Below are 26,948 nucleotides of genomic sequence, written 5' to 3'. Positions count from 1 at the left end.
GCGTCTTCGGCTCCGGAGCTCGCTCCGGTGGTTCGCCCAGATAGCTCAGTCGGTAGAGCAACGCACTCGTAATGCGTAGGTCGTCGGTTCGATTCCGATTCTGGGCTCTCGGGCGTCGCCCGTCGTGCGGGGAGCCGCCGGCGGTGCGAGAGGCGCCGTCTCGACGAGCTCGCGGGGTCACCGCACGACGTTGACCAGGATCGTGAGGACGATCGATCCGATCAGCATCGCCTTCCACGGGAAGAAGACCCGGGTGGACGATCCCGTGCGCGCCGACCACGGCTCCGACCGTCGCCCCGCCGTCGACGCGGACGAACGCCCGCCACGTCGGGAGGACGCGAGCCGCAGCACCACGTTGAGCACCACCGTCGCGACGATCGAGAGGACGATCGAGGTGACCAGCCAGCTCATCGCGACCGCCGTCGCGCGCGGCGACCGATCGACCGGACCGTCGGGGGCGGATTGCCGCGGCCGCCGTCGACCACGTCCGCCGGCACGAGCAGACCGAGGACCGTCACGACCGACGGACCGCGTCGCGCGCGGAGCTCTCGGGCCGGCGGGGAGGTGAGGTCACGACGACATCATGGATCGTGCGCGTCGGGCGGGTGAACACCGTCTCGCCGTTCGCACCGGGGCGTCGGTCGATCCGGGAGCGTGCCGGACACGTCGGCGCGCACCCGCCCGGTCGAGTCCCGACGAACCCGGCCCGGCGCGACCCGACGGAGGTAGCGTCGCCCGGTCGACGTGGCACCACTCCCCGCACCTCCGGTCGAACGACGGTCCGACGGTCGGCGGCACGACCTCCGACGACCGACCGTCGTCGCCTGCGTCGTCGCGCTCCTCGCGCCGTACGTCGTGCTCGCCCTGCGCATCCCCGTCCTCGGGTGGCACGCGTCGGGCGACGTGGCGCTCGAGCTGCTCCACGTCGGCGAGGTCGGCACCCGGCGCACGCCGCTGGTCGGCGCCTGGTCGCGGTGGGGGTGGCACCATCCCGGCCCGGCGCTGTCCTACGTCCTCGCGCCGTCCACCTGGCTGCTCGGACCCCCGGGGGCGCTGCTCGCCGTGCTGGTCGTCAACGCGTCGTCGCTCGTCGGCGCGACGATCGTCGTCCTCCGGCGGGCGGGCCACGGCCCCTTCGTGCTCACCTCGGCGGCATCGGTGCTGCTGACGTCGGCGATGGGAGCCGAACGGCTGATGAGCCCGTGGAACCCGTGGGCGGTCCTGCTCCCCCTGTTCCTCCTCCTCGTCCTGGGATGGGCGATCCTGGACGGTTCCCGTGCCCCGATCCCGCTCGCCGTCGCCGTCGCCGGCGCCATCGTGCAGACGCACGTCGGGTTCCTGCCGGTGGTCACCGGGGTGACCGTGGCCGTCGTCGGCACCCTCGTGGCGCGCACGGCGCGCCGAGACCCGACGTGTCGTGCCGTCGACCGCAGGATCCTGTCGATCGCAGCGGCGACCGCGGTCGTCGTCTGGCTGCCGCCGATCGTCGATCAGCTGACGGGATCACCGGGCAACCTCGCGCAGCTCGCGTCGTTCGCCGCAGCTCCGGGCGAGCCGACCGCCGGGTTCGCCGCGGCCTGGGACGTCGCCGCCGTCGAGCTCGCGTCGCCCGGAGGGTGGTCAGCGCGTCCCGGGCTCGCCGCGTCCGCGATCGCCGTGGCCGTGGTGGCCGGCCTGATCGCGATCGTCACGATCGACCGAGCCCGGCCCGATCACGCGCCGTCGCGCAGCCGCGCGCTCGCGATCGTGGCCCTCGGCGCCGTGCTCGCCGGGTTCGTCGGGACGAGCCGCACGACCGGGCCCCTCTTCGACTACGTGCTGAGGTGGTGGTGGGTGGTCGCGGTCACCGTCTGGCTCGTCCTCGCCTGGGCCGTGCACGATCGCGCCCCCCGTCACGTGCGGCGTGCCACGATCGCCACGGTCGCCGCCGCGACGGCGGTCGCCTCGCTGGCGATCTGCGTCCGCTCGGTCGGCACCACGGGACCCGACGGCCGCGACGCCGACGCGATCGGGTCGCTGAGCGAGCAGGCGGCCGATGTCCTCGACGACGAGGGCAGCTACCTCCTCGACTGGGTCGACGGGCGCCGCTGGGGAGGAGCCGGGATGGGCCTGTACCTCGAGCTCGAGCGCCAGGGGTACGACGTGCGGGTGCCGGCCGACCACGAGCTCTGGTTCGACGAGTGGCACCTCGCGGACGGGTCGGTCCCCCGCACGACCGTGCGCCTCGTCGGCGACGACGACCTCGTCATGGGGTACGCGGTCCCGCCGTCCGCCACGCTCGTCGCCGCGTTCGACAGCCTCTCGGCCCCCGAGCGAGCCCGCTCGTCCGAGCTCTGGAGCCGTGCCCTCGCGGAGGCCGACGCGGGAGAGCGCATCGCGATCGGCCACTTCGACAGCGATCTGGGTCGGTACGCGCTCGAGTCCCGGGGTGTGTCCGGCGAGACGATCGCCGAGCTGTCCGAGCTCCGACGCACCGCCACCGCGTACCGCCTCTACGTCCTCGACCGATCCGGTCCCGACCTCACCGATCGACCGGCGCACGCCGGCGCGGACCTCGGCCCGACTCCGGTCTCGGCACCCTGACGGGGGTCGTCGACTCGGCCACCGCCGCCCGACTCTCGTCGTGCGCGCCCCGGCGGCGAGACTGTCCACGCGCCGGTGGTGCCCACCGGCGCCACCGCCGCACGAGCGAGCGACGACCACGGAACCCGGAGGCGTCGTGCGATCGCGGTCGGCGAACCGCCACCACCGCGATCAGCCGGTGGCGGCACCAGACGGCCCCGGCGCTCGGGAACGACCACGACGCAGACCACGACCACCCGGACCGCACCACCTCGACAGCCACGACCGGAGGCACCCGTGAACCAGACGACGATGACGGAGCGACGATGACGCAGACCCCGACAGCCGGCGACGGCGACTACACCGAGATCTCCTACCGCGAGGAGGGCCACGTCGGCGTGGTGACGATCGAGCGGCCCGAGGCACGCAACGCCCTCACCCACACGACCTACGCGGAGCTCGGCCACGCCGTGGAGTCCACGACCGCTCGCTGCCTGGTGATCACCGGGAGCGGCACGGCGTTCTGCTCGGGCGACGACGTGAAGCAGATCATGGTCAACATGAGCCGCGACGAGAGCGGAGACGCCGACGGCCGTGACGGGAGCGGGGGGTCCACCGCCGAGCACCGACCTCGCCTCACCCCGACGGCGGGGATCCTGCTGCGCACCGACGTGCCGATCGTGGCCGCGGTGAACGGAGCGGCGGTCGGATGGGGCATGGAGCTCGCGCTGATGGCCGACCTCCGGGTCGCGTCCGGCGCGGCCCGCTTCGGCGAGCTGTTCGTCAAGCGGGGTCTGTGCAGCGACGTCGCCGGGCTCGCCCGGCTCGTCGAGCTCGTCGGGCGCGAGCGCGCCGCCGAGCTGCTGTACACCGGCCGGATCATCGACGCCGCCGAGGCGGAGCGGATCGGGCTCGTGTCGCGCGTCGTCGACCCCGACGAGCTGATGGAGACGGCGATGGCCCTGGCCGGCGAGATCGCCGCCAACCCGCCCCTCGCCGTGCAGGCGCTCAAGCGCGGCCTGCGACGTGCCCTCGACCCCGACTGGGACGACCTCGGCCGCTTCGTCAGCTCCACGCTCCACGACCTCTTCGCGACCGCCGATCACCGGGAGGGTGTCGCCGCCTTCCTCGACAAGCGCGAACCGACCTACGTCGGGCGCTGACGACGGGCGCTGATGACGGGCGCTGACGCGTCGGGGACGTCGGGCCCCGGTGCCGCCCGGCCGCCGGCGAGGGGGCACGACCGATGTCACGCACCTGCGATGTTCGCATCGACGGACGTCGAACCATATGGCGCTCTTCTGCTGTATCCGTGGGTCAGGTTCGGCCTGGGAGGGCGGGTGGGTGGCTGCCAAGCGCGAGCAGGGCGAGGGCGATGAGGGGTTCGGGTCCGTGGAAGCCGAACGCGATGCGGGTGAGGAGCCGAATCTTGGTGTTGGTCGACTCGATCAGGGCGTTGGAGAGCCCGGAGTCGAGGGCGTGATCGATCGCCACTCGGTGCTTCACGATCTTGCGGGCGAGTTCGACGAAGGCCGGCATTCGCGACCGGCGCGCCCACGACAACCACCTGTCGAGCGCGTGCTTGCCGGCGTCACCCTTGACGGCAAACACGAACCGCAGTCCTTCCTTGAGCAGGTAAGCGCGATGGAGCCGAGGGTCGATCTTGGCGATCCAGTCGAGCTGGGCGCGTTGGTTCTCGGTGAGATCGCCGGGGTTCTTCCAGAGCGCGTAGCGGGCGCGTGCGATGCCGAGCGAGGTGCCTCGTGCGCGTCCTCGCTGGGACATGACGGTCGTGATCGCGTTTCGTCCCGATGCCTGGTTCCAGGCTCGGCGACGCTCGACGTCGAGCGCTTCGATGGCCCACGCGACGACGTGAAACGCATCGGCGCAGCGCACGGCGTTCGGGGCTCGCTTGGCGACGACGCGGGCGATCCAGCCCGCCATGTCCGCAGAGATGTGGGTCAACTCCGCAGCGCGTTCGTTGCCGAGTTCGTCGAAGAACACCTCCAAGTCGGCGTCGGTGCGGCCAGGGCCGACCCACACCAGATGGCCGGTGTCGTGATCGACCACGACGATCAGGTAGCGGTGTCCGCGCTTGTAGGAGATCTCATCGATCCCGATCCGTCGCAACCCGTCGAGACGATCAACACGCGCCTCGACATCTGCATTGACCCGCGTGACGATCGCACCGATGGTGCGCCACGCCACCCGCAACAACTCACACGTCGCGGACTTCGAGGTGCGCACCGCCAGCCACGCCGCCAAGTCGTCGAAGTCGCGGGTGTGGCCGACCCCATGACGAGCCCACGGCACTGCCACCACCGTCGGTCCGTGCGTGCGGCAACGCACCCGGGGTGCGTCGGCTTCGATGAACACCTTCGTCGTGCCGGCGTCCAACGCCCGCCACCGCCGACGACCATCACCACGGTCGTAGCGAGGCGAACGTCGATGGCAGTGTCCGCAGCGGCCACGAGCCCTCGCATCAGGTCGTGCCGACACCACGATCGATCCATCGGTGTCGTCGACACGGACCCCTTCCACGACCGTGCGCGTCAACCCGCACGCCTTCTCCCATACCTTGGTGTTCAGCACCCCGTCTGCCGTCCTTTCAGTTTCGAGCCTTCGACAGCGCGAAACCTAGGAATCAGGCGGGGTGCACCCGCGGATAGGCCCTCAACTCACCCACGGACAGAGCAGAAGAGCGCCATATGGTCGCCACGGTGGCGATCGACGAACGAGGTGGTGCCCCAGCCGGGCTCGGCACCTCGCGCGCCGCGGCCCTCGACGGCGTGATCGCCGACGACGCCCCATCGTCCGCCACGACGGCCGCCACGACACCCGAGAGCGGGCCCGTGCTGGGCGAGGTCGGCGTCGGCTCCTCCGTCGGCGACGACCACGACCGGGCCTACGCCCGACGCCTGCTGATCACGGTGATCGGCGGACTGATCGTGTTCTCGTCGTCGATGACGATCGTGTCGGCATCGCTGCCGACCATGGCCGACGACCTCGACTCGACCGAGTCGTTCCTCAGCTGGTCGGTGACCGGGCTGTTCCTGGTGATGGCGGTGGGGACGCCCGTGCTCGGACGGCTCGGCGACATCCACGGCCACCGGCGCGTGTTCCTGATCGGGTCGATCGTGCTCAGCGTCGGGACGATCCTGTGCGGGCTGGCTCCGACCGCCCTCGCCTTCGTCGCGGCGCGCATGGTGGTCGGGCTCGGCATCGCGACGACGATGCCCAACGCGATGGCGCTGATCATGTCCGCCTACCCGTCCTCGCGCCGCTCCGAGGCGATGGGGTGGTTCCAGATGGCGATGACCGGGGCCCCGGTCATCGGCCTCGTCGTCGGCGGCCCGCTGATCGACCTGTTCGGGTGGCGGATCCTGTTCGCGATCCTCGCACCGATCTCCTTCGCCGGGTTCGCCGCCGCGTGGAAGGTGATCCGGCCGTCGACCCCCGGCGAGCCCGTCCCGATCGACTGGGCGGGCGCAGGGGCCCTCGCGGTCGCGACCCTCGGGTTCCTGCTGTTCCTCGAGCGCGGTTCGTCGGCGGGGTTCGGCGACGCCCTCGCGCTCGTCCTCGCCGCCACCTCGGCGCTCGGCCTCGCCGCGTTCGTCGCCGTCGAGCGCCGGGCACCACGCCCGATGCTGCGCCTCGACTACTTCTCGCGGCGCGACTTCACCGGACCGCTGATCGCGCAGCCCCTCAGCCAGTTCGCCTACATGGGCGCGTTCCTCGTCGCTCCGCTGCTGCTCGACGAGCTCTTCGGCTACACGGTGGGGATCATCGCGCTGATCCTGCTGGCCCGGCCGCTCGTGTACAGCGTCTCGTCACCGATCGGGGGGCGGCTCGCCGTCACGATCGGCCCGCGCTCGATGATCCTCGCCGGATCGATCCTGATGGTGCTGTCGATGGCGGTGTGGGTGCTCGGCGCACGGTGGACGAACCTGTGGCTCATCGTCCTCGGCCTCGTGCTGTCGGGACTCGCCATGGGGCTGGCGTCGCCGTCGTACGCGACGACGATCGCGGGCGCCGTCGACGACGGCGACCTCGGGATCGCGAACGCGATGGGGACGACGATGATGAACATCGGGATGCTCACCGGCATCCAGGCGATGTTCGTCGTGCTCGGCGACGGGCGCGGCCCCGACGACTTCGCGATCGTGTTCGGGTTCGGCGCGGTGGTGACCGCGTTCGGCCTGATCGGCGGGCTGATGATCACCCCGGGCCCGGCCGAGCGCGCCGAGCCCGCCGTCGCCGCCTGACGCGGCGCGAGCGGCCGCCCGACCTCGGGTCGAGGCGATCGCGTCAGGTCCCGGGACCGTCGTCGGCGCTCCACGGGGTGCCGAAGCGGTCGCGGTAGGCCATCTTCCCCGGCGGGCGGCGGGTGATCGGCCCGTGGCCGCGACCGACCGGGTACCCGATCGGCACCAGGGCGACCGTCGCCCAGCCGTCCGGGATCCTGAGGACCTCCTTGACGTCGTCCTCACGCAGGCAGTGCAGGGTGGTGAGGGTGCACCCGAGACCCTCCTGCACGCAGGCCAGCATCGCGTTCTGCACGGCCGGGTACACCGACCCGCCCCCGACCATGCTCACCCGATCGAGCCGGGCGTCGGTGATCGCCATCATCGCCGGGTTCGCGCAGAACACCAGCAGGGCGGGCGCGCGGTCCATGTTCTCGGCGAGGTGGTCGCCCGCTGCGGCCACCCTCGCCCACCGATCCTGCTCCTCGGGATCGTCGGACGTGCGCTCGACGAAGCCCTTCGAGTACTTCGCCCACTCCGGCTGGTAGATGTCACGCAGCGCCCGCTTCGTCTCCGGAGAGGTCGCGACGACGACCTTCCAGGGCTGGGTGTTGCCGCCGGTGGGGGCCCAGCACGCCGCCTGCAGGACCCGCTCGAGGACGTCGGAGGGGATCGGATCGGGACGCAGCTTGCGGACCGCGCGCAGGGTGCTCATGACGTCGTACAGCTCGGACATGGCGGGATTCTCGCGGATCGACGTGAGAGGACCCCCCTCGGGGCGTCGTCCGGGAAGATCGCGCGTGCGTCGACGGACGAGCTCCGGACGGTCCTTCCCACACCCGCCGAAGGAGACACCGTGGATTCGACCAACGACCTCGCCGCCCTCATCGAACGCTCCAGCGAGCTGACCTGGCTCGCCGACGCCGCCTGCGCGGACCTCGACATCGACCAGCTCGACCTCTTCTTCGTCGAGGCCGGCAAGACGCTGTCCAAGGACGCGATCGCGATCTGCGGTTCGTGTCCGGTGCGCGTCGCGTGCCTCACCCACGCCTACGACAACGAGATCGCCGGCGGGTACTACGGCGGGGTCTCGCCGACCCAGCGCCGCAAGCTCGATCTCGCTGACGCGATCGCGCGCATCCAGGCCCCGGCCTGAGCTCCCCGGATCCCGACCCCGCCGGAGCCCCGGGTCCTCACGACCCGCTCACGGCGTCGCCGAACACGGTGCATCGGGCGCTTCACGACCCGACTTGAATCAGATCTCCGTCAGGTTCTTGCGCGGGCACCCGGGCTCCGGACGGTCTCGGTACGTGAACGAGATCAGCGCACCGTCCGACCGCCGCAGCGACACCGACGTCGTGTCGGCTCTCCTCCGTCGGAGCGACGCTCTGATCTGGGGGATCGACCACGACCCCGCCGCGGCGCGCCGGGTCGAGGCGCTCGACGACGCCGACGGCCTCCTCGACGCCGTGGCCCTGATCGCCCCGCACCTGGCGTGCGCGCTCGGCCTGACCGTGTCGGCCGACGACCGGCGATGCGTCGCCGTGCAGATCATGTCGGGTGCCCGCTCGTTCGAGGCCGCCGGCCCCGACGCCATCGGGGCCGTGTGCGCCCTGCTCGACGCCCTCACCGGGGACGACCTGGCGGGTGCGGTGGAGATCGTGGAGGCCGCCCTCGACGGGATCGACCACGCCGAGCTGTTCGCCGCCGCCGCGGCGCTGACGGCGTCGATCATCGAGGTGATCGCGGATCGCCTGGATCTCGATCCCCGCGTCGTGCTCGGCGAGGTGGCGGCCGCCTCGACGGGGGTCGAGACCGACGGTCCGCGCCGCCACCGCACCGCGCACGAGGCGTGCAGCTCCTTCGCCACCCGCGGCCGACGGACGGCGGTGCGGGTCGATCAGACCTGGTCGGGTCGGAACTCCCAGTGCCACGGCTCGCGCGGCACCGACTCGACCCACCCGAACCTCGGTCCGTTGACCTTCAGCCACTGAAGCGTGCGGGGGTCGCGGACGTCCGCGTCGACCGCGAGCCCCCAGCCGTGGTTGGACGTCCCCGGCGTGGCGGCGAGCCCTCCCTGGGAGTACAGGCCCTTGCGGCGCACCAGGTCGACCTGCTCGTCGTAGTCGCGGTACGAGTCGGTGATCCTCAGCTCGATCCCCTCGGCGGCGGCCGCCTCCACGACGTTGTTCCACGACGCCGCGGCGGGCGCGTACAGGCGGTGGTTCGACTGCGTCGTGAGCTGCGTGAGCCCACCGGGCGGGATCTCGCCGTTGCCGAACGATCGGAGCTGGTCGGGGATCGGCATCGAGCCGTACCCACCGACGGGCCGCTCGCCGGGCGGGGCGAGGACCCCGCCGATCGCGGCGGCCGCACGACCTCCGCCGGCGGCGACGTCCGGGCCGAAGCCGGTCATCGGCGAGCCCAGCATCGACGCGCCGTGCGGACCGGGTCCGCCGGCCGGAACGGCGAACGCGGTGCCCACCGTCGCGTCCCGCGCCGTCAGCGCGCTCCGGTACACGTCCCCGAACGCCTGGAACTCGGGCCCGGGATCGACGACCGGCAGGGGGCCCACGCGGGGCGCGGCCGGATCGGTGGCGGCGACGAAGCGGTTCTCGATCGACCCGATCCGGGCCACGATCTCACCGACCGGGATCGCGCTCATCGGCCCCGTCCCGCATCGTGGGGGCCGGCGAGCGCGCCGTGCCGGCAGGTCGTCAAGGGGAACGTCATCGAGCTCGCCTCCTCAGCGTGCGCCGTCGGTCGCGTGGCCCGGGCGCCCGAGCTTGGCCATGACCATCGGGTGCTGGAGCTTGGCGAGCGACTTGGCCTCGATCTGGCGCACGGCCTCGCGCGACAGCGCGAGCGTCTCGCCGATCTCGGTGAGCTTCTCGACCGGTTCGCCGTCGAGACCGAAGCGGCGGACCACGACGTACAGCTCGCGCTCGTCCAGGGCACGGAGCCCGAACCGCTCGAGCGCGGCCAGCGTGAACTTGGACAGGATGGTGTGCTCGGGCGACGGGTCGTCCGAGGCGATGCTGTCGTCGAGCGTGGCGTCGCCCTCGTCGTCGACCGACTGCGAGAGCGAGGTGAGCCGCGGCGGGCTCAGCACCCGTCGCACCTGGGCGACGGTGACGTCGGCGGCCGCGGCGATCTCGGCGTCGGTCGGGTTCTGGTCCCCGTCGACGCCGCGCAGCTGACGAGCGGCACGCAGGATCTGCGGTCGCTTCTCGAAGTCACCGAGGTTCAGGTTCGGGTGGTCGTTGTCACGCACCGCCCGGAGCACCTCGCGCTGGATCGGCTTGAACGCCCACTGGCCGAACGTCCCGCGCTCGGGGTCGTAGCTGTCGACGGCCCGCATCAGCCCGAGCATCCCGGCCGACTCGAAGTCGGCGCGAGCGTCGGCGTCGGCGGCACCGCCGAAGCGGCGGGTGTAGGACCGCACGAGCCCGATGTTGGCCGAGACGATCTCGTTGGTGACCTCGTCGAGGCGGCGCCGCAGCATCCGCACCCGACGGCGCTCCGCGACCGAGTCGGGCGCGCCCTCGAGTCGGGCGAGCTGGCTGCGCAGATCGCTGCGACACGCGAACAGCGAGTGGTTCTCCTCGCGATGTCGATCGGTGGCGCCGTCGACGCCGATCGTCAACGTGTCCGTCGCGTCGAGCGCCACGTCGTTCGTGGGGGAGGTCCGTGCATCTGCCACGGACACTGCTTCGGCGCAACGTGCGCGAACTGAAGCGCGGATCGCGCCCGATGGGCCCCGAGGAGCGGGCCGACGTGCGGCCCTGGAGGTGGATCAGTCCGCTGTCGATCGCCTTGAGCAGGGGTTTCGTCGAAGAAGGCGGAATCCGGGTCGACCTCCGTGCCCGGCGGAGAAAGATCCGCACAGTCGTCGGGGCCCTCGGGTGGCTCCAACGGATTGGGGTCTTCTTCCACACACATCCCTTACATGGAGGTAAGAGACAATGCGTATCAACCAGAACAACATGGCGATGAACGCCTTCCGCAACCTGTCGACGAACAACATGTCGCTCGGCAAGTCGCTCGAGAAGCTCTCCTCGGGCTTCCGCATCAACCGGGCCGCCGACGACGCCGCCGGCCTCGTCATCAGCCAGGGCCTGCGGGCCCAGGTCGGCGGTCTCCGCCAGGCCACCCGCAACGCCCAGGACGGCATCTCGGTCGTGCAGACCGCCGAAGGCGCGCTCAACGAGGTCCACTCGATCCTCGGCCGCATGCGTGACCTCGCCGTCCAGGCCGCGAACACCGGCACCAACGACGCCGACGCCCGCTCCGCGGCGCAGGCGGAGATCACGGCGCTGAGCGCTGAGGTGACCCGCATCTCCGACACCACCGCGTTCGGTGGCCAGAAGCTGCTCGACGGATCGTTCGGTCTCACGAACGCCTCGATCGCCGGTGCGGACACCGACGACTCGTACACGACGACCGCCGCCGACGCGTTCACCTTCCAGGTGGCCGGCGGCACCGCCGTGACGGTCACCATGGGCGCGCAGGCCGGAGCCAGCGGCTCCGACGCCGCGGCGGACCTGCAGACCCGCATCCGGTCGGCGCTGGCGAACAGCACCGACGCCGTGGACCAGTCGTTCGCCAGCAAGGTCACCGTGTCGTCGACGGCGGTCGGTGCCGGCAGCTCGATCTCGATCGAGGTCGCGGGCCTGAACGACACCCAGTCGTTCACCCTCGCCCAGACGACGAACACCCCGCTGCAGGACCTCGGCTTCGACAGCGGCCTCGCCGTCACCGCCGCAGCCGGCAGCGGTGCGCAGTTCCAGATCGGCGCCAACGCCGGTGACACCGTCTCGGTGTCGATCGCGAGCTCGGACACCAACACGCTCGGGATCGGCTCCATCGACGTCACCACCGCCGTCGGCGCATCGGCGGCGATCACCGCGCTGGACGGCGCCATCAAGAGCGTCTCCACCCAGCGCGGCGATCTCGGTGCCCTCCAGAACCGGTTCGAGTCGATGATCAACAACCTCCAGGTGACGACCGAGAACCTCGTCGCCTCCGAGAGCCGGATCCGCGACACCGACATGGCGGCGGAGATGACCAACTTCACCAAGAGCCAGATCCTGTCCCAGGCGAGCACCGCGATGCTGGCCCAGGCCAACCAGGTCCCCCAGTCGGTCCTGTCGCTGCTGCGCTGATCGAGCAGATCCTCGGCCGCCACCCGGGACCACCCGGGTGGCGGCCGTCGATCGCGGAACCCACTGAAGGGAAGAGGCCATGAACATCGGCGGGCTCGACGCCAACCAGATCGTCACCGATCTCATGCAGATCGAGCGGATCCCGCTCGCTGCGCTGGAGGCGCGCAAGACCAAGGCGCAGGAGGCATCCCGTGCGATCGGCGCGCTGCGCTCCAGCATGGAGGCGTTCCGCCTCACGTCGCTCAAGCTCGCCACGTCGAGCGCCTTCGGTCGCCACACCACCTCGGTCTCGGACCCCGCGGCGGTCACCGCCACGGTCACCTCGACCGCATCGGTCGGGTCGCTCACCTTCACCGTCCAGCAGCTCGCCTCCAACCACGGGTTGCGCTCCAGCGGCACGGTCGCCGCCCGCAACCTCCCGGTGACCACCCAGCAGACCATCGCGTTCTCCTCGAACACCCGCCAGCTCGGAATCGCCTCCGTGCGTGCCGGGGCGGGCCTCGGAGCCGGCTCACACCAGCTCTCCGTCGTGCAGGAGTCCGATCCCGCCCGGCTCACCGCGACCACCGCCGCCGCCGCCGTCACGACGATCACGGCGGCGAACGACACCGTCTCGCTCCAGGTCGACGGCGTCGCCGTCGACCTCACGCTCTCCGCCGGTTCCTACACCGCGGCCGAGCTCGCCGCCCACGTCGACGAGCAGCTCCGAACCCAGGGGATCGCGGCGTCCGGGAGCCTCGACTCCGACGGGCGACTCCGGATCGCCGGCACCTCGTCGGGATCGGGCGCGACGCTCGCCGTCACCGGCGGCACCGCCCGCACCGACCTCGGACTCGGCCTCGACAGCGCGTCGGGCAGCGACGGCATCATCGACGTGGACGGCACCCGCACCACGGTCACGAACGCCACCGTGGGCGGCACGATCTCGGTCGGCACCGGCTCGGGATCGATCGACCTCACCATCGGCGGGCCCCTGCGCATCGGCGACGCGATCACGGTCACCGCGGTCGACGTCGGCACCGGGAGCCTCGAGGACGTCGCCGCCGCGATCACCGGCTCCCGTGCGGGCGTCTCGGCGGCCGCCGTGCGCGTCGACGCCTCCGATTGGCGGCTCCAGCTCGGGTCGACGACCAGCGGCAGCACGGGCGAGATCGCGATCGACGCGACCGTCTTCGATCGCATCGGCGGCCTCGTCGAGTCGTCCGCAGCGCGCAACGCCGTCGTGACGATCGGCGAGGGGGCCGGCGCCTACGACGTCGAGGCGTCCGGGAACACGTTCACCGACGTGCTCGCCGGCGTGTCGTTCACCGCGAAGCGGACCACCGGATCGCCGGTCACGATCGGCGTCGCGCGCGACGACGAGTCCCTCGCCGGCGACATGTCGAAGCTGGTCGAGGCGGCGAACAAGCTGCTCGCCGAGATCAAGGTCCAGACCCGCTACGACGTCGCGAACAAGACGAAGGGCGCACTCGCCGACAACAGCTCGATCCGACGCCTCGCCGACCAGATCCGCCAGGCCCTCGGCCGTCCGGTCGACGGCGTGACCGGGATCCTCGGATCGGACATCGGCATCCAGTCGACCCGGGACGGGACGTTCACCTTCGACAGGGCGACCTTCCTCACCGCGATGGAGGAGCGACCCGCCGAGGTGGAGCGGCTGCTGCGCCGGGGAGCGACGACGCCGACGGGTGTCACCTTCACCTCCGCGACCGAGCGCACGGCGACCGGCTCCTACGCCGTCGAGATCACCACCGCCGCCGAGCGGGCCACGTCGGCCACGCTCTTCGACGGCGGCGCGACCGGTGCCTCCCGCGTCGGTGTCCGAGTCGGCGACGCGACGGCGCTGGTCGAGGTGAGCGCCGGCGACAGCCCGGCCGTGATCGCCGACCGCCTGAACGAGTCGATCGCGCGAGCCGGTCTCGACGTGGTCGCCGAGATCGACGGCACCGGCATCCGGGTCCGGTCGGGTCGCTACGGCGCCGCCGGCTCCTTCGAGCTCAACCTCGACGTCGTCGGCGTCGGGACGTGGGACGCCCTCGGCGGCGTCGACGTGGCGGGGACCATCGACGGCGTCGTCGCCACCGGGTCCGGCCGCACGCTCTCGGTGCCGCCGGGCTCGGCCGGCCGTGCGGCGGGGCTCTCGGTGAAGGTCGACGCCGGTCTGATCGGCGCCCTCGGGACGATCGACTACCAGCCGGGCATCGCCGGTCGGATCGCCGAGTTCGCCACCGCCGCCACCGACGTCGACCGCGGGGTGCTGCAGACGGCGACGACGTCCGCCGACCGCCGCGTCGAGGACTTCAACGACCAGATCGAGCGCTTCGAGGACCGCTTGTTCATCAAGGAGGCGAACATGCGCCGCCAGTTCGCCGCGCTGTCGACCCTGCTCGAGGGCCTCCAGACCCAGGGCAACTGGATCTCCGGCCAGCTCTCCTCGCTGCCCCAGGTCTCGCGATCCGCGAGCTGACCGTCCGAGCCCACCCGTCACCGCCGTCCCACCGCCGTCCCACCGCCGTCCCACCGCCGTCCCACCGCCGTCCCACCCCGCACCCCCGGACCCGACGAACCGCCGCCGACGCACGACGCCAGCCCCCGCCCCAAGGAACCCATGTACCCCTCCGCTGCCCACCCGACCGCCTCGCTCCGCTCTCGCTTCACCCACGACTCGCTCGAGACCGCATCCGGCGCCCAGGTGATCGTGCTGTGCTTCGACCGGCTCGACCGGGACCTCGAGAACGCCCTCGGATCGATCGCCGCCGGTCAGCACGACGCCACCAACACCGTGCTGCGCCACGCCCAGGACCTGATCGGCGAGATGGTCGCGATGCTCGACGTCGACGCCTGGGAGCACGCACCCGGTCTGCTGTCGATCTACGACTACCTGCTGCGACTGCTGGCCACGGCCAACGTTCGCAAGGACACCGAGGCGGTCGTGGAGGCGCGCACGCTCCTCGCCGAGCTCGGCGAGGGGTTCCGCGGCGCGGCCGCCCGGAACGCCATCGCACCGAGCCCGCCCGTTCGGACGGAGCCCACCGACACCGAGCGGCCGCGACTGTCGGTGCGTGCGTGAGCACCGACGTGCAGGCGTGGACGCTCGTGCTCGATCGGATCGAGGACGGTCTCGACCGCATGCACGACGCGCTCGAGCACGGTCGCGCGCCCGACCCCGCCGACCTGCTCACCCCGGGCGATCTCGGACCGATTCCGGCCGAGTGCGCCGAGCAGGCACGACGCATCGCCGGCCGCAACCTCGCTCTGATCGGCCTGGTCAGCGATCACCTCGAGGAGAACCCGCCGCCGCCGACGGCGCGCCCCCACCAGCACGTCCGTCCGTCCCCCGCCGGCGACGATCGTCGCTTCGAGTTCCGAGCGTGAGGCCGTGGAGCAGCCGGGCGCAGCGGTGACGTGGACCGCGGACATCGGCGGGACGGCCCCCGGGCTCGTCGCGGGCATCACCACCCAGGTGTCCTCGCTCGCGCTGATCGTCAGCGCGAGCGTCCTGGTCGTGTGCGTCGTCGCCATCTCCGCCAGCCTGCCCGGGGTCAGCGTCTTCGGTCGCCGTCGGGCGCCGTCGGCGCGCCCGGCGCTGCCGGTACCGCTCCCCCGCCGGCCGATCGCCGGTCGACGCCCGAGCCTCCCGGCGGGCCCGATCGACGTCGGGAACCAGCCCCCACCCGGCGCACCTGCTCGACAGGCGGGGCCGACACCGGACACTCCCGAGCAGGCACCCGAGGTGCGGGCAGCCGAACGAACGATCGAGCGCCTGCTCGAGGACGACCCGGCTCGGCTCGCCGAGATCATCAGCGCGTGGATCGGGTCGGATCCGCCGAGCGGGGAGGGGACGAGATGAGCGCACATCCGAACGTCGGGTCCACCCCCGTCCAGGCGGTCGACTTCGTCGCTCCCGCGTTCGCACCCGCCGACGTCGCCGACAGCGTCCGGCGCGGGCAGCACGAGCAGGCCGCGCTGCGGCGCGACGCCGGCTACGAGGCCGGGCTCGCGCAGGGGCGCGACGAGGTCGAGTCGGCGATCGCCGATCACCGGGCGAGCGCCGACCGGCTCGCTCGAGCGTCGGAGGCGCTCGAGGCGGCGGCCGCCGACCTCGCGCGGCGCGACCAGCTGGCGCTGACCGGCGTCGAGGACGAGATCGTCGCGATGGCCGTCGAGCTGGCCGAGCAGATCGTCGGGCGTGAGCTCGAGGTCACCCCCGAACCGGTGCTCGACGCGATGGCGCGCGCCCTGCGCCTCGCCCCCGAGCGCGACACCCCCGTCGTGCGCGTCCACCCCGACGACGAGAGCACGGCGCGCGACGCCGCCCGTGCGGACCTCGTCCGCTGGCGCCACGACATCTCGATCGTGGCCGACGACCGCGTCGAGCGGGGCGGGTGCGTGGTCGACGTCGGCCGATGCCGGGTCGACGCCCAGATCTCCTCCGCCGTCGAGCGCATGCGCTCCTCGCTCTGAGCCGCCGCTCGCCGGAGCGCGGAACTCCGGCTCACCTCCTTGCGTGGTCGGACGGGGCCGGACGATCCCTCCCGTGAGCATCATCGGCATCTCCGACACCGCGACGTCGACGCTGCACCGGGCCCTCGACGGCCTCGACGTCCGCCAGCAGACGATCGCCAGCAACCTCGCGAACCTCGAGACCCCCGGCTACCAGGCCCGCCGGGTCTCCTTCGAGGACAGCCTGCGCTCGGCCGCGTCCGACGGCGACCTCACCCGCGCCTCGGTCTCGGTCGATCCCTCGCTCGCTCCGACGCGCCTCAACGGCAACAACGTCGACATCGACTTCGAGCTGCTCGAGGGGTCGGAGACGGCGCTGCGCCAGCAGCTCATCACCCAGGGCCTGAGCGCCAAGTACGCCATGCTCCGGACCGCGATCAACGGCCGCTGACCGACCCCCTGGAGGCCCACCGATGTCCACCATGTTCGCCACGTTCGACTCCGCCCGCACCGGGATGGGGGCGTACAAGCTCTGGCTCGACGCGGTCGCGGACAACGTCGCCAACATCGACAACGTCACGACCACCGACGAACCCGCCTTCGCCGAGCGGTTCATCGTCGTCGAGTCGGGCGGCGACGCCCCCGGATCCGGTGTGCGGGTGACCGGGGCGGCCTTCGGAGACCCCAACGGCCGCGTCACCCACGAGCCGGGCAACCCCCTGGCCGACGCCGAGGGGATGGTGCGCCGGCCCGACATCGACCTGGGCGAGCAGATGGTCTACATGCAGCTCGCCCAGCGCGGCTACCAGGCGAACATCAACACCTTCGAACGGGCTCGCGAGGCCTACGAAGCCGCCCTCTCGATCGGACGCTGACCATGGCCATCGCCCCCATCCCCCCGATCAGCATCGGCTCGCTCGGCCCGGTCGCTCCGACGGCGCCGACCCCGCCCGACCCCACGGGTGGCTCGGCCGGCGTCGGCGGGACCGGTGCCGCCTCGTTCGGCGACTCGATCGCCGGCGCCATCGAGTCCCTCTCCGACGCCCACCAGAACGTCGACGACCTCGCCGTCCAGGCAGCGACCGGCGACCTGACCGCGATCCACGACTTCACCATCGCCACCTCCGAGGTCCAGCTGATGACCGAGCTGACCGTCGAGATCCGCAACAAGGCGATCGAGTCGTTCAACGACATCATGCGGATGCAGGTCTGATCGATGGCCGGCTCCGACTCCACCGGTGGATCCGGCTTCGTGGCGACCCTCGACCGCCTCACGCCGCTGCACAAGATCGCCGTCGGCGCCGCGGTGCTGACCCTCGTCGCCGGCTTCTTCGTCTTCTCGAGCTCGGGCGGCGACGACGTCGCGATGGGCGCGGTGTACACCGACCTCGAACCGGCCGACGCGGCCTCGGTGACCGAGGAGCTGCTGTCGCGCGGAGTGGACTACGACCTCGCCGACGGCGGCCGGACCGTCCTCGTCCCCAAGGACGAGGTGTACGACCTGCGCATCGCGCTCTCCGGCCAGGGTCTGCCGACCTACAACGAGGGATACGCGCTCCTCGACAAGCAGGGGATCACCACCTCGGAGTTCCGCCAGCGGATCGACTACCAGCGCGCCCTCGAGGGCGAGCTGTCGCGCACCCTGCGCTCGATCGACGGCGTCGAGAGCGCGACGGTCCACCTCGCCCTCCCCGAGGACTCGGTGTTCGTCGACGAGCCCTCCCGGCCCACCGCGTCGGTGCTCGTCGCGACCGCGGCCTCCGACGCCGTCACCGGCGACCAGGTCGCGGCCATGGTGCACCTCGTCGCCGCCTCGGTGAAGGACATGGCGCCCGCCGACGTGACGATCGCCGACGCCGCCGGGCGGGTCCTCACCGACGGGACCGGAGCCGCGACCGGCTCCGCCGTCGGCGGCGACGCGTCCGCGACGTTCGAGACCGACCTCGCCACCGAGCTGCGGACGATGGTCGGGCGCGTCGCCGGGATGGAGAACGTCGCCGTGAACGTCGAGGCCGACCTCGAGCTCACCGAGCGCCAGGAGACCTCCGAGCGCTTCGACAGCACCGACGAGGACGGGGTCGTCACCGGCGAGCGCGTCGGCACCGAGACGTACGAGGGAGCCGGCGGGCTCCCCGGCGAGACGGGCGTCCTCGGACCCGACGGAGCTCCGGTCGCTCAGGTCGGGGCAGGAGGCGGCGACTCGACGTACACCAAGGACGACGCCGAGCGCACCTACGCCGTCAACCGGACCGTCGAGCAGGTGGTGTACACCCCCGGGACGGTGAAGCGGCTGAGCGTCGCGGTGCTCGTCGACGAGACCGTCGTCACCGCCGAGCAGAGCGAGGCCATCTCGGAGATGATCGCGACCGCTGCCGGCATCGACACCGAGCGGGGCGACCAGCTCTCGGTCACCCGCCTGCCGTTCACCGTGGCCGACACCACCGCCGCCGACGTCGCGGCGACCGAGGCCGCCGCTCTCGCCGAGGCCGATCAGCGGGCGTCGCTCATCCGGACCGCGATCATCGGCTTCGTCGTGCTGGTCGCGATGCTCCTCGCCTACCGCAGCGCCCGCAAGGCCCGCCGCGAGGTGTCGACGCCGATCGACATCGGAGCGATCCGCTCGGCGCCGCTCGGTGGCGCCGACGCGCTGACCGCCGGCTCGTCCGACGATGGCGCACCGACCGCCGAGGAACACGTGGTCCCCGCGCTCGACCCGTCGATCCTGGCGCTCGAGGAGCTCAGCACGCTCGCTGACCGCCGGCCCGACGAGGTCGCCCAGATCCTGCAGAGCTGGCTCTCCGACGAGGGCATCGCGCGGTGAGCGCGACGACGCTCGACGCCGCCCCGGGCGAGGGCGGCCCGACGACGCTCCCGGCCCTCGCCACGACCCACCTGACCGGCGCCCAGAAGGCGGCGATCGTGCTGCTCAAGCTCGGCAAGGAGCGCTCCGCCGAGATCATGAAGCTCCTCGGTGACCGCGAGGTCTCCGAGATCAGCTCGGAGATCGCACGTGCGGGCGCCATCCGCCCGGCGGACGCGCAGGCGTCGATCATCGAGTTCGCGCAGCTCGCCGGAGCCGGTGTGCAGGTCTCGTCCGGAGGCATCAACGCCGCGAAGAACCTGCTCGAGGCGGCGCTCGGTCCCGAGCGCGCCTCGGCGATCATGCAGGAGCTCCACCTGTCGACGACGCGGATCCCGTTCGACTTCATCGCCAAGACCGAGCCGCGCCAGGTCGTCAACGTCCTGGCCGGCGAGCACCCCCAGACCGTCGCCATCGTCCTCGCGCACATCAACCCCGACCAGGCCTCGGCGATCCTCGGCGGGCTCGACGAGAAGATGCAGCGCGACGTGTCGGTCCGCGTGGCCAAGCTCGAGCAGACCTCGCCCGAGGTGATCGCGCAGCTCGACGCGATCCTGCACTCGCGGTTCGGTCCGGGCCTCACCCGGCGGTCCCGACACGATCGAGCGGACGGCGTCCAGACCCTGATCGACATCCTCAACCGCTCGGACCGTGCGACCGAGCGCTCGATCTTCGAGGGTCTCGAGGAGTCCGAGGCCGAGCTCGCCGAGAACGTCCGACGCCGGATGTTCGTCTTCGAGGACATCATCGAGCTCGACGACCGCGCGATCCAGCTCATCTTGCGCAACGTCGAGTCGAGCGCGCTGTCGACCGCGCTCAAGGGGGTGCGCCCCGAGGTCAAGGAGAAGGTCGCGCGGAACATGTCCGAGCGTGCGGCGAAGAACCTCGACGAGGAGATCCAGATGCTCGGCCAGGTCCGCCTGGCCACGGTCGAGGAAGCGCAGGGCGGCATCGTCCAGCAGATCCGTGCGCTCGAGGAGAGCGGCGAGATCATCGTGTCGCGCGGCGCCGAGGAGTTCGTGCAGTGACGACGACCACGCGCGCCCGTGCGCTGCCCCCGGGTGTGGTCACGCGGATGGCGTCGGCCCGCGCCGCGGTCGCGCCCGAGGTGACGGGGTCGATCTCGCGCATCGTCGGACTCGGCTTCGACGTGGCCGGGCTCGACCTCCCGATCGGCTCCGGCGTCTCGGTCGTCGCCGGCCCCGAGCACCACGGGCCCACGCTGACGGCCGAGGTCGTCGGCTGCTCCGACGGCCAGATCACCTGCCTCCCCTTCGGCGACGTCCGCGGCCTGCGCATCGGGTCCCGCGTCAGCGGACTCGGCGCCCCGCCCGCGATCCCCGTCGGGTCCGAGCTCCTCGGACGCGTCATCGACGCCCTCGGCCAGCCGCTCGACGACGGGCCGCCGCTCACCCGTCTCGACCTCGCGAGCCTCGACGGCGCTCCTCCCCACCCCCTCCGGCGAGCTCGCGTCTCGGAACCGCTCTCGCTCGGCGTGCGGGCGTGGGACACCCTCGTCCCGATGGGCAAGGGCCAGCGGGTGGGCGTCTTCGCCGGTTCGGGCGTCGGCAAGTCGACCCTGATGGGGATGGTCGCGCGCGGATCGACCGCGGACGTGAACGTGGTCGCCCTGATCGGCGAGCGCGGCCGGGAGGTGCGCGAGTTCATCGAGGGCGAGCTCGGCGCCGAGGGGATGGCCCGCTCCGTCGTCGTCGTCGCGACCTCCGACGCCCCCGCCCTGGTCCGGCTGCGCGCCGCGGCGGCCGCGACGAGCATCGCCGAGTGGTTCCGCGACCGCGGCGACGACGTGATGCTGATGATGGACTCGATCACCCGGTACTGCATGGCGCAGCGCGAGATCGGTCTCGCCGCCGGTGAGCCGCCCACCTCGCGCGGCTACCCGCCGAGCGTGTTCAGCATGCTGCCGAAGCTGCTCGAGCGGGCCGGCACGGCCGACCGCGGCTCGATCACCGCGCTCTACACGGTGCTCGTGGACGGCGACGACCACAACGAGCCGATCGCGGACGCCGTCCGGTCGATCCTCGACGGTCACGTCGTGCTCACCCGCGACCTCGCCCACGCCGGGCACTACCCGGCGATCGACGTGCTCGCCTCGGTCAGCCGCGTCGCGGGCGCGGTGACCGACGCCGACGAGCGCCTCGTGGCCGGGGAGCTCCGCCGCCTCCTGGCCGCCCACGCCGAGGCCCGCGACCTGATCGAGATCGGCGCCTACGTGCCCGGGAGCAACCCGGTGGTCGATCGCGCCGTCGCGCTGCGCCCGCACATCGACGCGTTCCTGCGCCAGGACGTCGACGATCGCCAGCACGCCTCGCAGAGCTTCGCCCGACTCGCCCAGGTGGTCGGCGCCGCCGGTCACGTCGCTGCGCCCGGACCCGTACCGACGACGGCGGGGACGACGTGAGCCGGTCGCGGTTGGACACGGTCGTGCGCGTCCGGGCGCTGCAGGAGCGCATCGCGCGCGGCGGGATCGGGCGCGAGCGCTCGGCCGCCGATGCACGACGAGCCCAGGTCGACGCCGCGATGGCCGCGGTCGTCGACCGCCAGGGTCGCGCCGTGCCCTCCGCGGGGGCGTTCGTCGCCCAGCGCGCGACCCTCGCGGCCGGGGTCGGCGCTCTCGACCGAGCGCGCGACGCGCTCGCCGAGGCGAACCTGGGCGTCGAGCGGTCGATCGCCGAGTGGACCGAGGCGTCGCGCCGACTCGAGGGCGTGGAGCGCCTCGAGGCACGGGTGCTCGACGAGCAGCGGACGGCGGACGCCGCCCGGGAGCAGGCCGTCCTCGACGACCTGGTCGTGACGCGCTTCGGGCGGGACCGGCCGTGAGCGGGTCGCCGATCGCCGCCATCGCGGCGCGGATCTCGTCGATCGAGTCGCGCTTCGCTCCCGTGACGACCCCGTCGACCGCCGGCGCCCCGATCGGTGCGGGCGCGCCGCCGTCCGGGGCGTTCGGCGAGGTGATGGAAGCGGCCACCGCGGCGACCGCGCCGGTGACCGGTCCGCTGACCCACGCCGTGCCGTGGTCCCGGCTGCCGGGGCACCACCCGACGCTCGCCCGCCCGCAGGCGGCCTCGTGGAGCGTCGGCGGGCTGTCGACGGCGTCGCGCGACGTGACCCCGGTGGGATCGAGCCACGCCGAGACCCTCGAGCTCCTCGACGACCGCCCGGTCGCGGCGGGGATCCCCTACGCCGAGCACTTCGACCGCGCCGGCCGCACCCACGGTGTGCCCCCGCGCCTCCTGGCGTCGATCGGCTGGGTGGAGTCGCGCTACGACCCGACCGCGCTCAGCCCCGACGGAGCCCAGGGCGTGATGCAGCTGATGCCGTTCATCTCCGAGGCGTTCGGGGTCGACCCCCACGTCCCGTCCCAGGCCATCGACGCCGCCGCCCGTCTGCTCGTCGAGCACCGCGATCGGTTCGGGACCTGGGAGCTCGCGGTGGCCTCGTACTTCTCGGGTGGCGGTGCGGTCTCGCGCGCCGGGAACACCCCTCCGACCCCCCGATCGCACCAGTACGTGCGGTCCGTCACCGAACGGCTGCCGCACACGTGATCTCGATCCTCGACACCACGTCGGCGCGCCCGGGGGCGGCCGGTCCCCCGAGCGACGGGAGCGACCGCCCGACCGGCGCGACCCCGGCGTCCTTCGGCGACGTCCTCGCCCGGGAGGGCCGTGCGCGCACCGCGACCGTCGCCGCCCTGGACGACACCTCGACCGACCCCGCCGAGGCGCGTTCGACGAGCTCCCGGGACGAGGGGCGCCGACACGTGGCGGAGGACGACGCACCCGGCACCGGTGAGGACCGCGGAGCGCCGGACGCGCCCGGTGCGGTGGGCGCCCACGCCGCCGCCCTCCACCCCGACGAGGTGCCGACGCACGCTGCGAACCCGACCGGGCCCCAGACCTCGGTCCGCGCCCCGGACACGCCTCCGCCGACCCCCGCCGCCACCACCAGCGACAGCACCAGCACCAGCACCAGCGTCGCGGCTCCCTCCTCGGCTCGCGCACCCGCACCGGACGGCGCGGCCACCCAGCCCACCCCGGCCTCATCGGACCCCTCGACCCCGTCCGACGTCGTCCGGACGTCGCCCACCTCCGACGATCGGATCGCGGCGGCCGGCGACGACTCCCCCGACACCAGCGCCGACGCCCAGGGCACGGCCGCCGCACCGGTCGCGCCCCCCGCCCCTCACGCCGACGGTGACGTCACCGACGTCCCCGGATCGACCGAGGTCGGCGCCGCGCCGGTGGCGCCGACCTCGATCCCGGTCGACCCCGCGGGGACCGACGGCACCGCCGCGTCCGCGGGCCACGTCGACGGCGCGACGGCCGTCGACGGACCGTCGGTCGCGACCACGCCCGCGGTCACCGGGACCCCGATCGACGCCACCGCGGCCGAGGACCTCTCCGAGGCCGCCACCGGGCCCGCGACCGGGGCCGCGACGACGGTCGATCGCGACGCGATCGCGTCGCGCGGACCCGGAGATGCCGTGGTCGACGCCGAGCGGTCCGGCACCCCGCCCGACGACGGCGCCCACCCGACGATCACCGGACCGACGACGCTCGAGCACCCCTCGCGACCCGGCTCCGCCCGGCCGGCCGACGAGCGGAGCCCTCGGCCCGGCGGGCCCGGCGACGACGCCGCCCGACCGGCGGGCGACGCCCCGGGCGCGATGGCGCGCGCGATCGAGGCGCCGGCGGCGGCTCCCGACACCAGCCTCCGCCCGACCGCCGCGAGCGCGCCGACTCCCGTGCCCGGTCCGTCGGACGCCCCCGACTCGGCACCGACCGCACCCGACCCCTCGCGCCCCGCGGAGGTCCGGACCGGGCCGACCGCCGCGATCGAGGCCCACGTGCGCCACAACGACGCCGTCCGGCTCAGCGACCTGCGGCGGCTCGGCGCCACGACCCGTCTGGGGCTCGACGTCCGCAGCGAGGAGCTCGGCGTGATCCACGTCGACGCCCGGGAACGAGCCGGCGCCCTGCACCTGCGACTCGGCGCCGACGACGCGCTTGCCCGGGCGGCTCTCGCCCAGCGATCCGAGGAGCTGCGCGACGCCCTCGGCGGCTCCCTCGGTTCGCTCGACATCGATCTCCACGACCCGGGAGCCGACGGGACCGGCGGCGACGCCGACGACCCCCGCGAGGCCGGACCCCGCCCGGGTGCCGACGAGAGCTCCGCCCCCGAGCCCACCACCCCGACACGTCCGGGCCCGACGACGTCGCCCCGGCCGCCGATCGACGACGACCGACTCGATCTGCGGATCTGACCCAGGAGCACCGATGCCCCCGATCACCCCCCTCAACCCGATCCCGTCGACGGCGAGCACCTCGTCGGGCACCACCGGAGCGCCGACGAGCACGCCGCAGAACCCCGGGTCGATCCTCGACCGCGACGCCTTCCTCAAGCTGCTCGTCGCTCAGCTCAAGTACCAGGATCCGACCAACCCGACCGACGCGTCCTCGATGATGGCCCAGACCTCCCAGCTCACGATGGTCGAACGCCTCGACGACATCAACCAGGCCCTCGGCGCTGCGGCGGACACCGACCGCCTGACCCTGGCGGGCACGATGGTCGGACGGCAGATCTCGTTCCAGGGCGAGTCGGGCCCGATCACCGCATCGGTCGACTCGGTCCGCTTCGTCAACGGGCAGTTCGTGCTCTCCGCCGGGGGCTACGCGGTCCCGATGGAGGCCGTGATCGAGGTCGGCTCGTCCGCGACGGCCACGGCACCGGCGCGCACGGCGCCGGCACCCGCCACCTCCTCGCCGGCCTCCGGCGGATCCGGCGACGCGACGACCGCGTCCCCGGGGTCCCCGGCCGCCGACGGGACCGACGCCGCCACCGGTGCGACCGGTGCGACCGGCACCACGACGGGTCCCGACGCCACGTCGACGGCCGAGCCGACCACGTCGGCGGCCGCAGCCACCCCGGGCTCGTCGCTGCGGCGAGCGGTGCGCTGACCGCCGCGCAGCTTGCGGCGCCATCACCGTCCCCTCGGACGGTCACCACCGCCAACTCGAAGCGCCGGACGGAGTCCGGCCCCCGCCGATCCCGGCGACCGCGGCACGGATGCCGCTCCCGTCCACTCCAGGACAACCGACCACCAGGAGGCATCCGATGATCCGTTCCATGTCCAGCGCCCTCTCCGGCCTGCGCAACCACCAGACCGCCATCGACGTCATCGGCAACGACATCGCCAACGTGTCGACCGTCGGCTACAAGCAGTCGTCGGTGGTGTTCTCCGACGTCCTCAGCCAGACGATCGGCGGTGCGAGCGCGCCCGCCGGCCAGACCGCGGGCACCAACCCGGCGCAGGTCGGCCTCGGATCGCGCCTCGCGGGCACCGTGCAGTCCTTCGCCCAGGGTGCCCTCCAGCGCACCGGCCGACCCACCGACCTCGCCATCCAGGGTGACGGGTTCTTCATCATCAACAACGGCACCGAGCAGCTCTACACCCGCGCCGGCGCCTTCAACATCGACGGTGAGGGTCGCCTGTCCACCCTCGACGGGCTGCTGGTCCAGGGCTGGCAGGCCGGTGAGAACGGCCAGATCAACACCAACCTCGCCCTCGGCCCGATCGAGATCCGCGCCGGCGACCTGCTGCCCCCGCAGCAGACGACGAGCATCGACTTCGGCGGCAACCTCCCCTCGGCCGCCGCCATCGGCGAGACCTCGAAGCTCTCGCTGACGACCTACGACGACCAGGGCGAGGCGAACCTGCTGACGATCACCCTGGAGAAGACCGCGGCCAACGAGTGGACCGCGACGGGAGAGTACGGCGACCCGGCCGTCCCCGTGGCGCTCACCGACGCGGTGCTGACCTTCAACGGGCTCGGCGAGCTCGTCACCCCCGCCGACCGCAACATCAACATCGCGGCGGGCGCGATCCCGCGCATGACCGACGCGATCACGATCGAGCTCGGCGCCGCCGGGGCGCCCGGCCGCCTCACCCAGTACACGAGCGACGAGAGCGCCGGCGTCAACAGCCAGAACGGCAGCCCGTCGGGGGTGCTCACGTCGTTCGACATCGGACAGGACGGCCGGGTCACCGGCAGCTACTCCAACGGTCGCCGCGGCAACATCGGCCAGGTGGCGATCGCCAGCTTCGCGAACCCCGCCGGCCTCGAGCGCGTCGCGGGGTCGTGGAGGACCTCGCCGAACTCCGGTCTCACCCAGATCGGCACGGCGGCCGCGGGCGGCCGCGGCCTGATCTCCGCCGGCACCCTCGAGATGTCGAACGTGGACCTCGCCGAGGAGTTCACCCAGCTGATCGTCGCCCAGCGCGGCTTCCAGGGCAACGCCCGGATGATCACCACCTCCGACGAGGTCCTCCAGGAAGTCGTCAACCTCCGCCGCTGATCGACACGACCGCCCGGGGTCGCCCGCCGGGGCGCCCGGGCGGGTCGGCCACGCTCCGCCGGACGCGCACGTCGCGCCCCGCCGCGGCGCGCGCCCGTCGAGTCGGAGATCGGCGCACGACCGGATGCGCACGGTGGACGTCCCCCGGCCGTCCACCCACGCTGGCCGGTCGGCCGCCACGGACGGTGTCCGCGATCCCCGTCGCGCCCACGCCCCCCGCCGACGCCTCCGACCCAGCGCGCGCCGGACCTCGCCGGTCGGTCGCCGACGCTCGACAGCCGCGCCCGGCCCGATCGC

Annotated in this window: 27 protein-coding genes and 1 tRNA gene; 23 read left to right on the top strand and 5 right to left on the bottom strand. The window is 72.9% G+C overall.

Annotated elements, in window-relative coordinates:
• Window positions 1-34 precede the first annotated feature (34 nt).
• Window positions 35-107 (top strand) — tRNA-Thr (locus ACOOHC_RS02990).
• A 70-nt stretch (window positions 108-177) separates the two neighbouring features.
• On the opposite strand, the gene ACOOHC_RS02985 is transcribed toward ACOOHC_RS02990, so the two are convergent.
• On the bottom strand, window positions 178-411 hold the full coding sequence (locus ACOOHC_RS02985; protein ID WP_420452528.1) for a hypothetical protein: 234 nt from the start codon (window positions 409-411) through the stop codon (window positions 178-180).
• A 333-nt stretch (window positions 412-744) separates the two neighbouring features.
• Here ACOOHC_RS02985 and ACOOHC_RS02980 point away from each other — a divergent pair, with 333 nt between their 5' ends.
• A complete protein-coding gene (locus ACOOHC_RS02980) occupies window positions 745-2,583 on the top strand; it encodes a hypothetical protein (protein WP_420452527.1) in 1,839 nt (612 codons plus the stop codon).
• 305 nt (window positions 2,584-2,888) lie between these two features.
• Window positions 2,889-3,725: an enoyl-CoA hydratase/isomerase family protein gene (locus ACOOHC_RS02975; protein WP_420452526.1), complete on the top strand. Its 837-nt coding sequence runs from the start codon at window positions 2,889-2,891 to the stop codon at window positions 3,723-3,725.
• Between the two features lie 154 nt (window positions 3,726-3,879).
• Here ACOOHC_RS02975 and ACOOHC_RS02970 read toward each other — a convergent pair whose 3' ends face one another.
• Window positions 3,880-5,154 carry an ISL3 family transposase gene (locus tag ACOOHC_RS02970; protein WP_420451721.1) on the bottom strand — a complete coding sequence of 425 codons (1,275 nt, stop codon included), beginning with the start codon at window positions 5,152-5,154 and terminating at the stop codon, window positions 3,880-3,882.
• Window positions 5,155-5,282: 128 nt separating this feature from the next.
• Between ACOOHC_RS02970 and ACOOHC_RS02965 the strand changes: the two genes are divergently transcribed.
• Complete coding sequence (locus tag ACOOHC_RS02965) at window positions 5,283-6,827, top strand: MFS transporter (protein WP_420452525.1); 1,545 nt, start codon at window positions 5,283-5,285, stop codon at window positions 6,825-6,827.
• A gap of 43 nt (window positions 6,828-6,870) precedes the next feature.
• On the opposite strand, the gene ACOOHC_RS02960 is transcribed toward ACOOHC_RS02965, so the two are convergent.
• Window positions 6,871-7,542 (bottom strand): nitroreductase family protein, encoded by a 672-nt coding sequence (locus ACOOHC_RS02960; RefSeq protein ID WP_420452524.1) that lies wholly within the window; start codon window positions 7,540-7,542, stop codon window positions 6,871-6,873.
• A gap of 120 nt (window positions 7,543-7,662) precedes the next feature.
• On the opposite strand from ACOOHC_RS02960, the gene ACOOHC_RS02955 reads away from it, so the two are divergent.
• Both ACOOHC_RS02955 and ACOOHC_RS02950 read left to right on the top strand, forming a co-directional pair.
• Window positions 7,663-7,962: a WhiB family transcriptional regulator gene (locus tag ACOOHC_RS02955; RefSeq protein ID WP_420452523.1), complete on the top strand. Its 300-nt coding sequence runs from the start codon at window positions 7,663-7,665 to the stop codon at window positions 7,960-7,962.
• Between the two features lie 154 nt (window positions 7,963-8,116).
• A complete protein-coding gene (locus ACOOHC_RS02950; protein ID WP_420452522.1) occupies window positions 8,117-8,800 on the top strand; it encodes a hypothetical protein in 684 nt (227 codons plus the stop codon).
• Here ACOOHC_RS02950 and ACOOHC_RS02945 read toward each other — a convergent pair.
• Window positions 8,707-9,471 carry a M15 family metallopeptidase gene (locus tag ACOOHC_RS02945; RefSeq protein WP_420452521.1) on the bottom strand — a complete coding sequence of 255 codons (765 nt, stop codon included), beginning with the start codon at window positions 9,469-9,471 and terminating at the stop codon, window positions 8,707-8,709. The two genes, ACOOHC_RS02950 and ACOOHC_RS02945, sit on opposite strands and share 94 nt — an antisense overlap.
• A gap of 81 nt (window positions 9,472-9,552) precedes the next feature.
• A complete protein-coding gene (locus ACOOHC_RS02940; RefSeq protein WP_420452520.1) occupies window positions 9,553-10,509 on the bottom strand; it encodes a sigma-70 family RNA polymerase sigma factor in 957 nt (318 codons plus the stop codon).
• 262 nt (window positions 10,510-10,771) lie between these two features.
• On the opposite strand from ACOOHC_RS02940, the gene ACOOHC_RS02935 reads away from it, so the two are divergent.
• From ACOOHC_RS02935 to ACOOHC_RS02855, 17 genes are all read left to right on the top strand, one after another.
• Window positions 10,772-11,971, top strand: a complete 1,200-nt coding sequence (locus tag ACOOHC_RS02935) for a flagellin (protein WP_420452519.1) — start codon at window positions 10,772-10,774, stop codon at window positions 11,969-11,971.
• Window positions 11,972-12,050: 79 nt separating this feature from the next.
• Window positions 12,051-14,438, top strand: a complete 2,388-nt coding sequence (gene fliD, locus ACOOHC_RS02930; protein WP_420452518.1) for a flagellar filament capping protein FliD — start codon at window positions 12,051-12,053, stop codon at window positions 14,436-14,438.
• A gap of 141 nt (window positions 14,439-14,579) precedes the next feature.
• The gene (fliS, locus tag ACOOHC_RS02925) at window positions 14,580-15,041 is read left to right on the top strand and encodes a flagellar export chaperone FliS (RefSeq protein ID WP_420452517.1); all 462 of its coding nucleotides are present in this window, start codon (window positions 14,580-14,582) and stop codon (window positions 15,039-15,041) included.
• Complete coding sequence (locus tag ACOOHC_RS02920) at window positions 15,038-15,346, top strand: hypothetical protein (protein WP_420452516.1); 309 nt, start codon at window positions 15,038-15,040, stop codon at window positions 15,344-15,346. Before fliS ends, ACOOHC_RS02920 begins: the two co-directional genes overlap by 4 nt.
• Window positions 15,347-15,350: 4 nt before the next feature.
• Window positions 15,351-15,821, top strand: a complete 471-nt coding sequence (locus ACOOHC_RS02915; protein WP_420452515.1) for a hypothetical protein — start codon at window positions 15,351-15,353, stop codon at window positions 15,819-15,821.
• Window positions 15,818-16,435 (top strand): FliH/SctL family protein, encoded by a 618-nt coding sequence (locus ACOOHC_RS02910; RefSeq protein ID WP_420452514.1) that lies wholly within the window; start codon window positions 15,818-15,820, stop codon window positions 16,433-16,435. The genes ACOOHC_RS02915 and ACOOHC_RS02910 overlap by 4 nt, the downstream gene beginning before the upstream one ends.
• Window positions 16,436-16,508: 73 nt before the next feature.
• On the top strand, window positions 16,509-16,865 hold the full coding sequence (locus ACOOHC_RS02905; RefSeq protein WP_420452513.1) for a flagellar basal body rod protein FlgB: 357 nt from the start codon (window positions 16,509-16,511) through the stop codon (window positions 16,863-16,865).
• Window positions 16,866-16,887: 22 nt separating this feature from the next.
• Window positions 16,888-17,289 (top strand): flagellar basal body rod protein FlgC, encoded by a 402-nt coding sequence (locus ACOOHC_RS02900; protein WP_420452512.1) that lies wholly within the window; start codon window positions 16,888-16,890, stop codon window positions 17,287-17,289.
• Window positions 17,290-17,291: 2 nt separating this feature from the next.
• Window positions 17,292-17,627: a flagellar hook-basal body complex protein FliE gene (locus tag ACOOHC_RS02895; RefSeq protein ID WP_420452511.1), complete on the top strand. Its 336-nt coding sequence runs from the start codon at window positions 17,292-17,294 to the stop codon at window positions 17,625-17,627.
• 3 nt (window positions 17,628-17,630) lie between these two features.
• Window positions 17,631-19,235, top strand: a complete 1,605-nt coding sequence (fliF, locus tag ACOOHC_RS02890; protein WP_420452510.1) for a flagellar basal-body MS-ring/collar protein FliF — start codon at window positions 17,631-17,633, stop codon at window positions 19,233-19,235.
• The gene (gene fliG, locus ACOOHC_RS02885; protein ID WP_420452509.1) at window positions 19,232-20,302 is read left to right on the top strand and encodes a flagellar motor switch protein FliG; all 1,071 of its coding nucleotides are present in this window, start codon (window positions 19,232-19,234) and stop codon (window positions 20,300-20,302) included. The genes fliF and fliG overlap by 4 nt, the downstream gene beginning before the upstream one ends.
• Before the next feature lie 47 nt (window positions 20,303-20,349).
• Window positions 20,350-21,696, top strand: a complete 1,347-nt coding sequence (locus ACOOHC_RS02880) for a FliI/YscN family ATPase (RefSeq protein WP_420453847.1) — start codon at window positions 20,350-20,352, stop codon at window positions 21,694-21,696.
• An 11-nt stretch (window positions 21,697-21,707) separates the two neighbouring features.
• Entirely contained in the window at window positions 21,708-22,115 is a 408-nt protein-coding gene (locus ACOOHC_RS02875; RefSeq protein WP_420452508.1) for a flagellar FliJ family protein, read from the top strand.
• On the top strand, window positions 22,112-22,840 hold the full coding sequence (locus ACOOHC_RS02870) for a transglycosylase SLT domain-containing protein (RefSeq protein WP_420452507.1): 729 nt from the start codon (window positions 22,112-22,114) through the stop codon (window positions 22,838-22,840). The genes ACOOHC_RS02875 and ACOOHC_RS02870 overlap by 4 nt, the downstream gene beginning before the upstream one ends.
• Window positions 22,837-24,558, top strand: coding sequence for a hypothetical protein (locus ACOOHC_RS02865; protein ID WP_420452506.1), 1,722 nt, complete (start codon window positions 22,837-22,839; stop codon window positions 24,556-24,558). Before ACOOHC_RS02870 ends, ACOOHC_RS02865 begins: the two co-directional genes overlap by 4 nt.
• A 13-nt stretch (window positions 24,559-24,571) precedes the next feature.
• Entirely contained in the window at window positions 24,572-25,252 is a 681-nt protein-coding gene (locus ACOOHC_RS02860) for a flagellar hook assembly protein FlgD (RefSeq protein ID WP_420452505.1), read from the top strand.
• A 169-nt stretch (window positions 25,253-25,421) separates the two neighbouring features.
• On the top strand, window positions 25,422-26,651 hold the full coding sequence (locus tag ACOOHC_RS02855) for a flagellar hook protein FlgE (RefSeq protein ID WP_420452504.1): 1,230 nt from the start codon (window positions 25,422-25,424) through the stop codon (window positions 26,649-26,651).
• Window positions 26,652-26,948: the final 297 nt, after the last annotated feature.

It is taken from the genome of Ilumatobacter sp. (assembly GCF_965215205.1).
In the GTDB taxonomy this organism is placed as follows: domain Bacteria; phylum Actinomycetota; class Acidimicrobiia; order Acidimicrobiales; family Ilumatobacteraceae; genus Ilumatobacter_A.
The sequence above is the reverse complement of the archived record's forward strand: the minus strand, read 5'-3'. Positions and strand labels throughout refer to the sequence as shown.

Coding starts and splice junctions, on each gene's coding strand:
- ACOOHC_RS02985 (WP_420452528.1), bottom strand. CDS start 411: ATGAGCTGGCTGGTCACCTCGATCGTCCTCTCGATCGTCGCGACGGTG.
- ACOOHC_RS02855 (WP_420452504.1), top strand. CDS start 25,422: ATGTCCAGCGCCCTCTCCGGCCTGCGCAACCACCAGACCGCCATCGAC.
- ACOOHC_RS02860 (WP_420452505.1), top strand. CDS start 24,572: ATGCCCCCGATCACCCCCCTCAACCCGATCCCGTCGACGGCGAGCACC.
- ACOOHC_RS02900 (WP_420452512.1), top strand. CDS start 16,888: ATGTCCACCATGTTCGCCACGTTCGACTCCGCCCGCACCGGGATGGGG.
- ACOOHC_RS02975 (WP_420452526.1), top strand. CDS start 2,889: ATGACGCAGACCCCGACAGCCGGCGACGGCGACTACACCGAGATCTCC.
- ACOOHC_RS02880 (WP_420453847.1), top strand. CDS start 20,350: ATGGCGTCGGCCCGCGCCGCGGTCGCGCCCGAGGTGACGGGGTCGATC.
- ACOOHC_RS02910 (WP_420452514.1), top strand. CDS start 15,818: ATGAGCGCACATCCGAACGTCGGGTCCACCCCCGTCCAGGCGGTCGAC.
- fliF (WP_420452510.1), top strand. CDS start 17,631: ATGGCCGGCTCCGACTCCACCGGTGGATCCGGCTTCGTGGCGACCCTC.
- fliS (WP_420452517.1), top strand. CDS start 14,580: ATGTACCCCTCCGCTGCCCACCCGACCGCCTCGCTCCGCTCTCGCTTC.
- ACOOHC_RS02960 (WP_420452524.1), bottom strand. CDS start 7,542: ATGTCCGAGCTGTACGACGTCATGAGCACCCTGCGCGCGGTCCGCAAG.
- ACOOHC_RS02935 (WP_420452519.1), top strand. CDS start 10,772: ATGCGTATCAACCAGAACAACATGGCGATGAACGCCTTCCGCAACCTG.
- ACOOHC_RS02945 (WP_420452521.1), bottom strand. CDS start 9,471: ATGAGCGCGATCCCGGTCGGTGAGATCGTGGCCCGGATCGGGTCGATC.
- fliD (WP_420452518.1), top strand. CDS start 12,051: ATGAACATCGGCGGGCTCGACGCCAACCAGATCGTCACCGATCTCATG.
- ACOOHC_RS02895 (WP_420452511.1), top strand. CDS start 17,292: ATGGCCATCGCCCCCATCCCCCCGATCAGCATCGGCTCGCTCGGCCCG.